General features: G+C 63.2%; 17 protein-coding genes. 4 read left to right on the top strand and 13 right to left on the bottom strand.

The genetic code is table 11. The features are described from left to right. Positions 1 to 18: 18 nt before the first annotated feature. Positions 19 to 942: a peptidoglycan-binding domain-containing protein gene (locus ACZ9IU_RS06515; protein WP_038541170.1), complete on the bottom strand. Its 924-nt coding sequence runs from the start codon at positions 940 to 942 to the stop codon at positions 19 to 21. After that, positions 914 to 2,413, bottom strand: coding sequence for a sensor histidine kinase (locus tag ACZ9IU_RS06510; protein WP_080719131.1), 1,500 nt, complete (start codon positions 2,411 to 2,413; stop codon positions 914 to 916). Before ACZ9IU_RS06510 ends, ACZ9IU_RS06515 begins: the two co-directional genes overlap by 29 nt. Positions 2,414 to 2,914: 501 nt before the next feature. On the opposite strand from ACZ9IU_RS06510, the gene ACZ9IU_RS06505 reads away from it, so the two are divergent. Then, positions 2,915 to 3,334 (top strand): DUF5330 domain-containing protein, encoded by a 420-nt coding sequence (locus ACZ9IU_RS06505; RefSeq protein WP_038541164.1) that lies wholly within the window; start codon positions 2,915 to 2,917, stop codon positions 3,332 to 3,334. Positions 3,335 to 3,550: 216 nt separating this feature from the next. Next, positions 3,551 to 3,973 (top strand): SufE family protein, encoded by a 423-nt coding sequence (locus ACZ9IU_RS06500; RefSeq protein ID WP_038541161.1) that lies wholly within the window; start codon positions 3,551 to 3,553, stop codon positions 3,971 to 3,973. Here the strand turns inward: ACZ9IU_RS06500 and ACZ9IU_RS06495 are convergent. After that, positions 3,957 to 4,577 carry a TetR/AcrR family transcriptional regulator gene (locus tag ACZ9IU_RS06495; protein WP_051899665.1) on the bottom strand — a complete coding sequence of 207 codons (621 nt, stop codon included), beginning with the start codon at positions 4,575 to 4,577 and terminating at the stop codon, positions 3,957 to 3,959. The genes ACZ9IU_RS06500 and ACZ9IU_RS06495 overlap by 17 nt on opposite strands. A gap of 156 nt (positions 4,578 to 4,733) precedes the next feature. Here ACZ9IU_RS06495 and ACZ9IU_RS06490 point away from each other — a divergent pair, with 156 nt between their 5' ends. After that, positions 4,734 to 5,495, top strand: a complete 762-nt coding sequence (locus ACZ9IU_RS06490; RefSeq protein WP_038541159.1) for an SDR family NAD(P)-dependent oxidoreductase — start codon at positions 4,734 to 4,736, stop codon at positions 5,493 to 5,495. Between the two features lie 98 nt (positions 5,496 to 5,593). Here the strand turns inward: ACZ9IU_RS06490 and ACZ9IU_RS06485 are convergent, their stop codons facing one another. Next, complete coding sequence (locus ACZ9IU_RS06485) at positions 5,594 to 6,187, bottom strand: NADPH-dependent FMN reductase (RefSeq protein WP_038541157.1); 594 nt, start codon at positions 6,185 to 6,187, stop codon at positions 5,594 to 5,596. 52 nt (positions 6,188 to 6,239) lie between these two features. Here ACZ9IU_RS06485 and ACZ9IU_RS06480 point away from each other — a divergent pair, with 52 nt between their 5' ends. Then, complete coding sequence (locus tag ACZ9IU_RS06480; RefSeq protein ID WP_080719130.1) at positions 6,240 to 6,638, top strand: winged helix-turn-helix transcriptional regulator; 399 nt, start codon at positions 6,240 to 6,242, stop codon at positions 6,636 to 6,638. 61 nt (positions 6,639 to 6,699) lie between these two features. Here ACZ9IU_RS06480 and ACZ9IU_RS06475 read toward each other — a convergent pair whose 3' ends face one another. The 9 genes from ACZ9IU_RS06475 to ACZ9IU_RS06435 all read right to left on the bottom strand — a co-directional run bounded on the left by ACZ9IU_RS06475 (position 6,700) and on the right by ACZ9IU_RS06435 (position 13,074). Continuing rightward, entirely contained in the window at positions 6,700 to 7,530 is an 831-nt protein-coding gene (locus tag ACZ9IU_RS06475; protein WP_080719129.1) for a DUF6456 domain-containing protein, read from the bottom strand. After that, positions 7,523 to 7,957, bottom strand: coding sequence for a helix-turn-helix domain-containing protein (locus ACZ9IU_RS06470; protein ID WP_038541154.1), 435 nt, complete (start codon positions 7,955 to 7,957; stop codon positions 7,523 to 7,525). The genes ACZ9IU_RS06475 and ACZ9IU_RS06470 overlap by 8 nt, the downstream gene beginning before the upstream one ends. A 314-nt stretch (positions 7,958 to 8,271) precedes the next feature. Then, entirely contained in the window at positions 8,272 to 8,703 is a 432-nt protein-coding gene (locus ACZ9IU_RS06465; protein ID WP_038541152.1) for a Ros/MucR family transcriptional regulator, read from the bottom strand. A gap of 439 nt (positions 8,704 to 9,142) precedes the next feature. Beyond that, on the bottom strand, positions 9,143 to 9,487 hold the full coding sequence (mnhG, locus tag ACZ9IU_RS06460; protein ID WP_038541147.1) for a monovalent cation/H(+) antiporter subunit G: 345 nt from the start codon (positions 9,485 to 9,487) through the stop codon (positions 9,143 to 9,145). Further along, a complete protein-coding gene (locus ACZ9IU_RS06455; RefSeq protein WP_038541144.1) occupies positions 9,484 to 9,888 on the bottom strand; it encodes a cation:proton antiporter in 405 nt (134 codons plus the stop codon). Before ACZ9IU_RS06455 ends, mnhG begins: the two co-directional genes overlap by 4 nt. Next, entirely contained in the window at positions 9,885 to 10,358 is a 474-nt protein-coding gene (locus tag ACZ9IU_RS06450) for a Na+/H+ antiporter subunit E (protein WP_038541140.1), read from the bottom strand. Before ACZ9IU_RS06450 ends, ACZ9IU_RS06455 begins: the two co-directional genes overlap by 4 nt. Beyond that, entirely contained in the window at positions 10,355 to 11,908 is a 1,554-nt protein-coding gene (locus ACZ9IU_RS06445) for a Na+/H+ antiporter subunit D (protein ID WP_038541137.1), read from the bottom strand. The genes ACZ9IU_RS06450 and ACZ9IU_RS06445 overlap by 4 nt, the downstream gene beginning before the upstream one ends. A 351-nt stretch (positions 11,909 to 12,259) precedes the next feature. After that, a complete protein-coding gene (locus ACZ9IU_RS06440; RefSeq protein WP_038541135.1) occupies positions 12,260 to 12,637 on the bottom strand; it encodes a Na+/H+ antiporter subunit C in 378 nt (125 codons plus the stop codon). Continuing rightward, entirely contained in the window at positions 12,637 to 13,074 is a 438-nt protein-coding gene (locus ACZ9IU_RS06435) for a Na+/H+ antiporter subunit B (protein WP_038541131.1), read from the bottom strand. Before ACZ9IU_RS06435 ends, ACZ9IU_RS06440 begins: the two co-directional genes overlap by 1 nt.

Below are 13,074 nucleotides of genomic sequence, written 5' to 3'. Positions count from 1 at the left end.
TTGAGAGCGACGGCGCCCCTACAGCGCGCCGATCGACTTCAGCTTCTTCAGCACCATTTCGTCGGGCTCGCCGGTCTCGGGCAGGCGGTAGTGGCGCTGGAAGCGGCGGATGGCGGCCTTGGTCTGGGCGCCGGCAACGCCGTCGACCCCGACATCCGCATAGGCGATGTTCGACAGGCCGCGCTGGATCTGCAGCACCAGGTCCGTGGGCTGAACGGGGGCGTTCGGCTTCTGGGAAACCGGCGTGGCCACCGGCCTGCCGGAATTCGACGCTGCGTTCGGGATATTGGCGGGCGGCGTCATCGTCGGCTTGCGCTCGGAGGCGCGGATTGCCGCGGCAACCGGATCTTCGCCGTGCGCATTGGCGCTCTCGACCGGGCGGGCCGGCGAAACGGGCCGTGGCGGCTGGACCGATGATGGCGCAGGCCTCGTCGGCGCAGCCGGCGTGGCCCGTGCTGTCTCGGCGGGTTTTGGCGCCGCGGGCTGCGTGTCATGGGGTGCGGCCGGCTGAGAGGCCGCCTGCTGCGGCGGCTGCGGGCGCGGCATCGGCGCGACAACGGTCGGCGCGGGCACCTCCGTCTGGGCCGGCGCTGCGGTCGGCACAGCGGCTGGAGCCGGCGCTACGACATTGGGATCGGCGCGCTCGATGCGGAAGGTCGTGACATCGGCGGGTGCGGTGCGCCTTGCCGGACGATAACCGGCAATCTGATTCGGGTTCTTGGAATCGCGGGTCGCGAGGAACGGGGATGGATGGCCGCCCGGCTGATACCAGAGCGCATTGGCGGCGACGAAGGAGAACACGACGCCGAAGGCGGCGCTGCCGAACAGGGCCTTCGGCCGGCGCGCAGCAGCCCGCGCTCCCGCCAGAGCCAAGCTCGACAGAATGCCAGGCTGCTTGACAGTTTTTTTCCTGTCAGGCGATTTTCGCTTCCGCGCGGTCATCGATAAAATCCTGTTCGTCCATCATGGCCGCATGCCGGGCTGCCCTCAGCCGCGGCGGGAATTCGACTTTCTCCTCCCGGGAATCATCCCGTTTTGCTTCGACGCCGGAGCCGTCCGATGGCAGCGAGATCGTCACCACGGTCCCCTCGCCCGGACGGCTGGCGATCGCAAAACGACCGCCGTGCAGCGCCACCAGGCCTTTTACCAGAGAAAGTCCGAGACCGGTACCTTCGTAGGTGCGGGTATAGGCGTTTTCCACCTGCATGAACGGCTGGCCGATATATTGCAGCTTTTCGGCCGCGATGCCGATGCCGGTATCGCTGACGGAAATCTTGACGTCATCGCCCTCAAGAATGGCGTCGATCGACACCACGCCGCCGGGACCGGTGAACTTGATCGCATTGCCGGCGAGATTGATGAGGATCTGCTGTACGGCGCGACGGTCGGCGATCACTTCGCCAAGCCCGCGCGGGGCACGGCTCGTCAGCGTCACGCCTTTTTCGCGGGCGGTCAGGTCGAGCATGGCGCGGCAGGTTTCCACGGCTTCCGCGATCGCGAAAGGCTCGGCGAGCAGTTCGTAACGGCCGGCCTCGATCTTCGACATGTCGAGCATGGTGTTGACGACGGAGAGCAGATGGCCGCCGGACTGGCGGATCAGCCCGACATATTCGCGCTGGCGGTCGTTTTCGAGCCGGCCGAAATATTCGCCGATGAGCACGTCGGAAAAACCGAGAATGGCGTTGAGCGGGGTGCGCAGCTCGTGGCTGACGGCGGCGAGGAACCTCGACTTCGCCTCATGGGCGGAGCGCGCCTCGGCGACATTGGCCGCGGCTTCCAGGCGGAGCTGCTCTTCTTCCGACATGTCGCGTGCCTGCGCCAGGACGTAGAGAAGCTCCCCTTCGCCGTCGCGAATGGCGGTCATGTCGAGACGGACCGACAGAAACTGGCGGCCGGCCGCCGAGAACGGCCGCTCGATGCGGATATCCGCAAGCGCGCTCGGCGCACCCTGGCGCAGCATGTCGAAAGCCTGGACGAGGCCGATCCGGTCGGACACGTGGACGCGCTCGGCAAATGGCTCGCCGGCCGCTTCACGCAGGCTTGGCGGAAACAGATGCTGGTCGCGACCGCCGGTCTTCACCAGCAGGCCATGCGGATCGAGAATGAGCGACAGGCCCGGCATCGCATCGAAGGCAACCTCTTCCGGCTGCGGCGCGGCAATAGAAGCCACGGCATGGCGCGGAAAGGCAAAGGAGGCGGCAACGGCCAGAAGGAAGAGCGACAGCACCAGCGCGACGCCGACGGGCAGAGCGAGCGCCGGCGGCAACAGCAGCGACAGCGCCGGCGGCACGGTCAGCAGTGCGCCAAGGCCACAGAAGACGAGGCGGCGGAACTGGGCAATTTCACCGGCGCGCGCGGTCTCGCCCTCGCCGAGGCGCGTGAGCCAGCGGGTGGCGGTCTCATCGACCAGCATGACCGCCTTTCCGGCAATGTTACTCAATACGCGCACGCAAAACCCTGCACAGACTCGGTTGTTGAAGCCGACAATAGGCCTCCGTGGCTTAAGGAAAGGATAAAACCAGGGGGTGCGGGAAGCCCTGCAATGACCCAAAATCCGGCTTTGGGACAGAAGGACCAAGCCTTCTGAGCTTGTGGTTAACGCAACGTAAGCAACGGATTTGCTTCAATTTTTCCCAAGACGTTAACCTTTGTGGCGAGCCAGCGGCCAGGAAAGCCAACGGGTTCGGGTGGGCTGCCGCAATTATGCTTAACATCGATCGCTAAAATTCGATTCAAGTTCGCGACAAAGGCGCTGCAAATGCAGATATTTCGCATTTTAGGCAAATTTGCCGAAAAACCGAACGGTCCCGTCAAAGCCATATTCGCTTCCCGGCGGTACAACCATGTTCAAGACCGGCACAGATCCGGCGGCCCGCTTGAAGACAGAAGCGGGAAAAAACAGGTGGACAGAGCGATGTGGTTTCTCATCAAGGGAAGTATGTGGTTCGCGGCGGTGCTGGTGGTGCTTTCCTACTTCAGCAGCAAGCCGGCAACCGAGACCGACGGGCTTTCGCCTCTGCAGGTCAGCAATGCCTTTTCGGCTGCGACCGAAGCCTATCAATATGTGAGCGCCATCTGCACCGAAAAGCCTGAGGTCTGCGAAAAGGGTGCCGAGACCTTCTCGGCGCTCGGCACGAGGGCCAGGCAAGGCGCCCAGGTCGCCTTCGAGCTGCTCGACAAGCAGTTCGGCGACAAGGGCACCCGGACCGCGGTGCTCGCCGATCCGGAACCGACCCCATTCCCGGCCAGACAGGCCGAAACGGCAGCCGCTGCTGTTGCCGACACTATCTTCACCGGCACCGTGCCGGTCCCGCAGAAACGGCCCATTCGTTAGGTTGACGCGCTGACAAACAGCGTTGCGGATGTCTCTTTCGAATTCGAATTTCAAAACTTGCGCCGGGCTCTGATAGCCATGGTTCCCGGCGCCGGACTGCCTGCCCTGTCATTCAGCATTTGCTGACGCCGTGAGGATTACCCCTCACGGCGTTTTTTTTGCTTTTATCCCGGCCTGCAGTGCCTATATGGAGCGGATAGAAGAACCGGAGCGCTTATGGCCAGCCTCGAGCAGATCATCGAAGATTTCGAATACCTCGACGAGTGGGAAGACCGCTATCGTTACGTGATCGAACTCGGCAAGGCGCTGCCGGACCTTCCCGACGACCAGAAGACCGCGGAGAACAAGGTGCAGGGCTGCGCGAGCCAGGTCTGGCTGGTCAGCCATCTCGGGGACGGCAGCGCCGATCCGGTGATGACCTTCGAGGGTGATTCGGACGCCCATATCGTGCGGGGCCTCGTCGCCATCGTGCTCGCCGTCTATTCCGGCAAGACCGCCTCTCAGATCGCCGCCACAGATGCGATCGAGATCTTCGACCGTATCGGGCTTGTCGAACACCTGTCGTCCCAGCGCGCCAACGGGCTGCGCTCGATGGTCAAGCGGATCCGGGAAGAAGCAAGGATCAGGGCTGCGGCTTAGGGCGCAAGGACTCCTCACGCGCATCCGTTGGCCACGTGGAGAGCGCTTGCTCGGCAACGGCCTCCAGCGTGTCGCGACTGAAGCCGGCCTTGGCCTGCACCGCCATGCCGTGAAGAACGGCCATCAGGAATGCCGCAAGCGTATCAGGCCTCGCCGTCTCCGGTAGGTCGCCCTCGGTCTTTGCCCGCTCGAAGCGTTGGCGAAGCTGCGCCTCGGCTTCGGCGCGCGCCTCGATCAAGGCCTGGCGGACAGGCTCCGCTTCATCCGACCCCGCCAGGACACCCTGGATGCCAAGGCATCCCGTATGGTCGGGATAACGGGTGGTGAGGTCGATTGCACCCTGGAGAAGATGCGCCGCAACCTCGCGCGCCGTGGGCAACTGAAGTGCAGTGGGAACATAGTCCACATACCGCTCGTAGTAGCGCACCAGGGCCTTGCGGAAGAGCGCTTCCTTATTGCCGAATGCGGAATAGAGGGCCGGTCTTTCGACACCCGCCGCCTCGGTCAGGTCGGCATAGGAGGCGCCCTCATAGCCCTTGCGCCAGAAGACGCATATCGCGGCGTCGAGCACCTTCTCCACATCGAATTCGCGATGGCGTCCCATCAGTTCTGCTCGGCCTTTTTCATAATGACCGTTATTAAAGCCCCTTGACCATCATTGTCAAATTTCATACCGATCGTTATCGTAACATACGTTATGAAATTGGGGCCGCTCGACAAGATCGAGTGGAGCTCTTCGTCGAATAGGGAAAGGATACTCATGTCCAACATATTCAAGGGGAAGGTCGTCCTCATCACCGGCGGTTCGCGCGGCCTCGGTGCGGCGACGGCGGAAGCGTTCGCCGATCACGGAGCGGACGTTGCGATCAGCTACGCGGCTTCGGCCGACAAGGCGAAAGCCGTCGTGGAGAAACTCAGGGCAAAGGGGGTTCGCGCGATCGCGGTCCAGAGCGACCAGGCCGACCTTTCTTCCGCAAAACCCCTGATCGACCGGGTGATGGCGGAATTCGGCAGGCTCGATATCCTCGTCAACAATGCCGGCATCGCCATCCAGGGTCAGATGGTCGACGATCCGGAACTCGACGGGGACAACTATAATCGCCAGTGGCAGGTCAACGTGCTGGGCACGATCGCCAATACCCGTGCGGCGGCGCAAAAGCTGACCGACGGTGGCCGGATCATCTTCGTCGGCTCGCTCCTCGGCTCCTACGTCCCCTTCCCCGGTGTCGCCGACTATACCGGAACCAAGTGGGCGCTTGCGGGATACGCGAAGGGCATTGCGCGCGACCTTGGCCGGCGCAATATCACCGTCAACGTGGTCCAGCCGGGAATCATGCCGACCGACATGGCCGCAGACGTTGCCGGCGAGCTTCCGAACCGTGACGCCATCCTGGACATGCATCCGATCCGTCGCATCGCAACGCTCGAGGAAGTGGCCGAAACCATCTGCTTCCTGGCCGGACCGCATGCGGGCTACATCAACGGAGAGACCGTGAATGTAGCCGGCGGCCTCGGAATCTGAGTGACGAAGCTCGGAGCTTCGACATCCAATCCGGATCATATCACCAGCGAAAAGCCCCTGAGCTTCGAACGAAGCTCAGGGACGCTCGCATCAAGGGGTCAGGCTTCCGCTGCCTTGGCGGCCATCGTGGCCTTTGCCCACCAGACCAGTTCGTCGAGCGCCGTTTTGGCCGAAGGCAGCAGATTTGCCTCGATCTCCTCGATCGGCTTGTTGCCGCCCCTCGGGGCGACAGCCATGAAGTCTCCGCCACCGATATGGACGGCGGCGTGGGTCGATACCATCTGCAGCTCGACCCCGATGCCGCGCAGGTGTTCCACCGCGCGCGACGCACCCGTGCCGCCGTAACCGATGGCGGTAAAGGGTTTCCGGTTCCATTCCTTGTAAGCCTGATCGAGGGCGTTCTTGAGCACGCCGGTGAGCGAATGATTGTACTCCGCGACCACGAAGATGTAGCCGTCGAAGCGGCCGACGGTTTCCTGCCAGCGCACAGCTTGCGGGTTTTGGCTCGGCATCCACATGTTCGAGGCCATCTCGTCGAAGAACGGCAGCGGATGGTCGCGCAGATCGACCAGTTCGACCTCGATGTCGTCACGCGCCTGCGCCTGCTTCAACATCCACTGTGCCGGCCTGTCGGCAAAGCGGGTGGGGCGGGTAGAGCCGATAATGACCGCGATTTTGGGCTTCAGAACCATAGTATCCTCATGTATGTTGGTTTCTGTCCGTAACCATCTATCCGAGGATCGAATGCCTCATCAAGACAGCACTTTTCGGATACCAGGTAACCGCGAGGATACCAGGTCTTGCGGGCCGATCAGCCGCATGCTGGCCCGGATCAGCGACAAGTGGACGCTTCTGGTCGTGCGCGTTCTGGGTAACGGCCCTCTTCGCTTCAATGCACTGAAGCGGGAGATCGGCGAGATTAGCCAGAAGATGCTGGCTTCCACTCTTCGCGATCTTGAGGAGAATGGTTTCGTGACGCGGACAGTCACCCCGACGACGCCTCCGCAGGTGGAGTATGCCCTGACGGACCTCGGCCGGGACTTTTGGGAGCCGGTGCAGGCACTGGCCGATTGGACCCATGCGAATTCCCCGAGGATCGACGCCGCCCGCGCCGCTTATGCAGCGAACCGGGCAGCGCGTTAGGCCGGCGCTTCTGGAGCCGCTCACAAGCGGCATGCAGCGTCAGCCTCACAAGTCTTCTCCGTCATAAGGCCGGCCGGAAATCTTCCGCGCCCCAATGATGGCTCTGGCGGCGTTTTGGCAGAGCCGGCGGGGCATAATGGCGGGCAAGCGCCAGCAGCGCGGTGCGCAGCATGAGTTTGGCCGAGCGCGCCGGCCATTGGCGTTCGCGTTCCACCGTCTCCAGCCCCTTGGCAAAGCAGCAGACATCCATCGCGACGCCGGAAAGTTCCGGTCCCATCGCGTCCACCGCTCTCGAAAAACGGTTTCGGGCGGATATCGCGCTGTCGGCGATGTCGGCCTGGCCACCGGCGGAGCCCTTGGCGCGGGTGGCGAGCCGCGGCTCCCAGGAGGCGGTGACGCGCGGCTGGAGCTGCCCGCGGGTGAAATCGGCGAGCAGTCGTTCTCCCGCCTCCAACGCTTCGGCTGGCAGGAAGGGTTTTCCGTCGCGATCCTTCATCCGGGCGATCGTGCCGAGCGGCGATTCGGCCAGGTTGCGGCGCACCGGCTGGCGGGCGCCGTCGATCTCGGCGGAGGTCACGACGATCTCGCCATGCTGCTCGACAAAGGCCTCCTCGCCCATCACCAGCGCCCGGCGCAGGAAGCTGGGCGCCTCGACACTTGCGGCGATACGCCCGCTTTCGGAAAGCTGCACCAGCCCGAGCGAACGGGCTCTGGCGATTACCGCCTGCGGATAAAGCCGCTCCTCGGCTCCGGTGAGGCGGACTTCGGCACCCTCCCCGGTCTCGATCGTGCATTCGCCGCGGGCAAGCTGGCGGATCAGGCGCAGGAGATGCCGTTTGAGGTCTGGAATATCTGCCTTGCCGGTCATGGGCTTTCCGATCGCATCAGTCATGGGCTACCACCTCCGAGAGGCCGAAAACGGCGGTGACGATGCGTTCGACCGCCGAGATGAACTCGTCGAAGGCCAGGTCGTCGCGGCGATCCTCCACCACGTGGCAGGCATGGCCGACGGTGGTGCGGTCGCGGCCGAACGCTTCGCCGATGTCGCTCATCGAAATCTGGAGCGCCACATGGCAAACATACATGGCGATCTGGCGCACATGGCAGGATAGCCGGCGCCGGTCGCGGCGCAGCATCACCCGGTCGCCGAAGAGCTGGACCAGTTCGCAGACCATCTGACGGACGATGCGGCAGACGCTCCTGAGCGGCAGGCTGGCGGGAAGCCGCGGCGTACCGGCAGTCGCATCCATTGGCACTGGCGGGGAAAATCGCGCCGAGGACGGCGGGGCGGAAGGCTCGGAATATCGCTCGAAAGGCATGACAACTCCTCAATAAATAGGAATTAATTCATACACCCTAGAGCAAAAGCGGGGACGCTGAAAACCGCCTCTCCGCAATTATCAGCTGAAATCGTTGATGATTTCCGCAAGTCATGGAAAGATAATGGGATTTTTTTCCTCACACCTTGCCCGTGACCAGGTCGCTAAAAAAGGAAAAACCGGGCGTACGGTCGCCCGGCTCTTTATCCGCATCTGTGTTTGATGCCGAAATCACCCGCCGGTCGCTGGCGCGATCGGTCCTCATCGGGATGGTTTCAAATCCTCCCGGTGTCTTTGCCGGGCGTTGGCCCGGCTCAGACCTTGCCGCGCTTGCGGCGCTGGCCGAGACCCATTTCCTTGGCGAGCCTGGAACGAGCTTCCGCATAGGCGGGCGCTACCATCGGATAGTCGGCCGGCAGGCCCCACTTCTCGCGATATTCTTCCGGCGTCATGTTGTAATGGGTCATCAGATGCCGCTTCAGCGACTTGAACTTCTGCCCGTCCTCCAAGCAGATGAGATAGTCGTCTTCGATCGATTTCTTGATCGGAACCGGAGGCTTCGGCTTTTCAATGGCCGCTACAACCGGTGCCGGCGAAGAGGTGTTGCTCAACGCCGTATGCACGTCTGCGATCAAGTTCGAAAGATCGCTGACGGGCACCACATGGTTGCTCACATAGGCCGCCACAATATCTGCGGTCAACTCCACCAGCAGATCGGGGCTTTTGCCCAATGCGATGTCTGTCATTTCCTGTCTCCTGTTTAAGTGACTGGCTGGCCCCGCGACCTCCGCGACACCTGCCCGTTCGTAGAGCTTCTCGGAGCGAAACCATTGCCCGACCGCCGTCTTGCGACCGAAGCCTACCCCTAAGCTCCATGCGGAAAAGAAAACGGTTCGCACCGGATATTGCGTTCGATTAAAGCTTGCCCAGGTCCGTGATCGACGTTTATCGTTCCTCAATCCAAAGAACTTGTCGACTTCACCGAATTGACGAGGGAACGCCTAATTTGAAACAACATCTGCACTCTACTTGTAACGAAGTACCACTGCTTCGCTTTATCTCCAAGTGCGATTTTCGCGAGTTACCAGCCTTTCTGCGGCCTATATCGCTCCCACGTCAGCTTTACTGATGAATAGATGAGCATTTGCTCAGTCAAGACAGGGTTATAACTCGTCCTCGACGGGATTATATTCGCTTATCGTAATCCTTCATTTCATCCCGGACCGACTCAGCGTAAAGTGGATATCCGATCTTATGTGCTGCCATAGCGAGTAGATGCGCCGAAATCGGCGCGGTCAGCACGAAGAAGAAGAAGCCTGCAAGGGCTCTTGCAAATGTCGGCAGATCGCCCGCATGGACGCCGACCGCCAGCAGCAGCAGCCCGGAGCCAACCGTGCCGGCCTTCGATGCCGCGTGCATGCGGGTATAGAGATCCGGCAACCGGTTGAGCCCAATCGCCGCCACCAGTGCGAACCCGGCGCCGCCAAGCATCAGAAGGGCGGTTATCGTGGCCAGCAGGATATCCATCATTTCTTTGCCTTCCGCCTGACGGCCGGTCCGGTGCCGGGCGGGCGCCTTGTTGCAGATTTACGGCGCGGTTCGGGCACCGATGCCGTGAATGTCTTCATCATGTCCGGCTTCGGCGTTTCCCGACCACCGCGCGACAGGATAAAGCGCGCGAAGGCGACGGTCGCCAGGAACCCGACGAGGCCAAGCGAGATGGCGATATCGATATAGAGCGTGAAGCCAGTGCGGATGGCGATCAGGGCGATGAAGCCGATGACGATGCCGGTCAGCATGTCGAGCGCCACGACCCGGTCTGGAAGCGTCGGCCCCCTGATCACCCGCCAGACGGTGAGCAGGAAGGAGACGCAGAGCACCACGAGCGCCAGCCAGACCGCATAGGAGAGGATCATTTCAGCCGTCGTCATCGGAACGCCTCCATGATCTTGCGCTCGAAGCCGTTGGCGATATCCCGTTTCGTGGCCTCGATATCGGAACAGTCGATCGCGTGGACGAACAGCGTCTTGCGGTCCTCGGAGACATCGACCGACAGCGTGCCCGGCGTCAGCGTGATGAGGTTGGCAAGCAGGGTGATCTCGAAATCGCGGGTGACGGTCAGCGGAAAGGCGAAGATGCCGGGCTTGAGGTCCATGCGCGGGCTCATCACCAGCACCGCCACTTTCCAGGCAGACAGCGCCAGTTCCTTCAGGAACAGGGCGAGCAGCGACAGGATGCGGCCGAGCCGCCGCCAATAGCCGCGGGCACCCATCTCGTCGCGAACGATCCAGAGCGCCAGCGTCGACAGCACAAAACCGAAGATCAGGTTTTGCAGCGTCGCGCTGCCGGTTACAGTGACCCAGACGACGGCAAATACCAGAGAGAGGATATAGGTGATCATCGCGCGGTCCCTCCCGGGAAGACCGAATGGATATAGGCCGCCGGTTCGCCGAGCCCCTCCGCCGCCGTCTGGGCCAGATCGAGCAGCGGCTCCGGCAGCAGGCCGAAAAGGACGACGAGCGCCGTGAGGCAGCCGAGCGGCAGGGCGATGCGCCAATCCGCCGGGGCGGCGGCCTCCGGAGCAGGGTCGGGCTGCGGCCGCCAGAAGGCAAGCAGGAAGACGCGGGCGAGCGCCAGCGTGACCAGGAAAGCGGAGACGAGGATCGCCGCGGCCAGCCACCAGGCGCCGATATCGAGCGAGGCTTTCAACAGCGCCACCTTGGGCCACAGGCCCGACAGCGGCGGCAGGCCGGAAGCGGCCAGAAACAGCAGGAAGGCGGCGCCCGAAAACCACGGCGCCTTCCGGTAAAGCCCGCCGAGGCCGGAGAGCGCCCAGGTGCCGCCGAGCCGCCCGGTTTCTCCCGATACCAGATAAAGCGCGGTCATCGTCACCACCGAATGCAGCGCATAGAGGATGGCGCCGCTGACGGCCGACGGCGTGCCGATCGCCACGCCCGCCATCATGTTGCCGATGCCGGCAATGACCACGTAACCCACGAGCCTGCGGATATCGTTCTGCGCCAGCGCGCCGAGCGCACCGACCAGCATGGTGAGCGCCGCCGATATCGCAACGACGAGGCTCAATTCCTCGCGCTCGACCGGAAAGAGCATGATGGTGACGCGGATCAGCGAATAGATGCCGATCTTGGTGAGCAGCCCGCCGAACAGCGCCGACACCACCACCCGGGGCGTATGATAGGAGGCCGGCAGCCAGAAATTGACCGGAAAGGCGGCGGCCTTCATGGCGAAGGCGAGGATGAACAGCGCCGTCAGCGTCGTCAGCGGCGCGGTGCCACGCAGGCTAGCCGCCTTGCGGGCGATATCGGCCATGTTGAGCGTGCCGAAGACCGCATAGAGATATCCGACCGCGATCAGGAACAGGGTCGTGCCGATCAGGTTGAGGATGGCGTATTTCAGCGCCCCGTCGATCTGCTCCGGCTCGGAGCCGAGGATCAAAAGGCCGAAGGACGAGATCAGCAGCACCTCGAACCAGACATAGAGGTTGAAGATGTCGCCGGTCAGGAACGCGCCCGTGACGCCGGCCATCAGCAGCATCAGGAACGGGTAAAAACCGTAGCGCCGGCCGCTCGCGTCGATATCGGCGAGGGCGAATATGCCGCCGGCAAGGGCAACGATCGCCGCGGCGAGCGCCATGACCGCGCCAAAAAGGTCGGCGGTGAACGCAATGCCGAAAGGCGGCAGCCAGCGGCCCATCACCATGGTGACCGGGCCATGGGTCCAGACGCGCCAGAGCAGGCCGGCGTCGAGGATGACGAGGAGCGCCAGGCCGGCAATCGCGATGCCGCCATGCAGGCGGACGGACTTGCGCACCATCATCAAGACAGCGCCGAAGCCGATCATCAGGGCGACCGGGAGAACGACCAGCCAGTCGGCGAGCGGCGGGGCGGCGAGGACGAGGGCTGCGGAGAGGTCGACGGAAGGAGAGGCCATCAGTGGATGCCTCCCGCTGGGGTGTCAGCGAATACCGCCGCTGTCAGTTGACCCCGGACGGTTATCGTCGAAGCCGTTATACCCCCCTCTGCCCTGCCGGGCATCCCCCCCTCAAGGGGGGAGATCGGCCAGAGGCCGGCTCCCCGCTCCCTGTTGGACCGGGGCATACGCAAGCCTCTGTCAAAAGATATGCGCTGTGTCTCACTCAACCGCTTGTCATGATCTGGGCAGGGCGCCGCCACGATTCGATCTCCCCCCTTGAGGGGGAGATGCCCGGCAGGGCAGAGGGGGGTGCCGCGGGATCCAAAGCCGGTGGCGGGAAAGGACATGACAACCTGCAAAACCATCCCCTCAATACCCCAGCGGCGGAAGCTGCTCGTCCCGCGGTTCGGCCAGCCGCATCTCGTCGGTGTCGTCGGTGCCGAGTTCCTGGTAGGCGCGATAGGTCAGCACCAGCAGGAAGGCGAAGAAGGAGAACGAGATGACGATCGCCGTCAGGATCAGCGCCTGCGGCAGCGGATTGGCGGCGCCAGGCGACAGCGTGTCCATGCCGGCCGGGATGATCGGCGGCACTTCACGGGTGAGCCTGCCGGTGGTGAAGAGCGTGAGGTTGACCGCATTGCCGAGCAGCACCACGCCGAGCAGGATGCGCACGGTGTGCTTCGACAGCAGAAGGTAGATCGCGGCGGCAAAGAACAGGCCGATCAGGATCGAAAACAGCGCTTCCATCAGTCCCCTCCCTCCGCGTCCGAGCCCGGCTCCTGTTCGAGCGCCAGCGCAATCGAGGTGATCGCCCCAACCACCACCAGATAGACGCCGATATCGAAGGACATGACGGTGGCGAGCGGCACCTCGACCTCGAAGACGACGGGATAGACCCAGAGCCCGGTCATGAACGGCACGCCGGACACGATCGAGACCAGGCCGGAAAGCGTCGCAAGCAGCAGTCCGGCGCCGGCGATCGCCATCGGGTGGAACCGGATCGCGCGGCGCACCGCAGGCACGCCGAAGGCGATGCCATAGATCGCCAAAGCCGAAGCCGCAATCAACCCGCCGATGAACCCGCCGCCGGGCTCGTTATGGCCGCGCAGCAGGACGAAGACGGAGAACAGCAGCATCAGGGCGGTGAGGAAGGGCGCGACGGTGCGCAGGATGAGGGTGTTCAT

This window comes from Mesorhizobium sp. USDA 4132, assembly GCF_056279545.1.
This window is presented reverse-complemented; position numbering and strand designations above follow the sequence as displayed.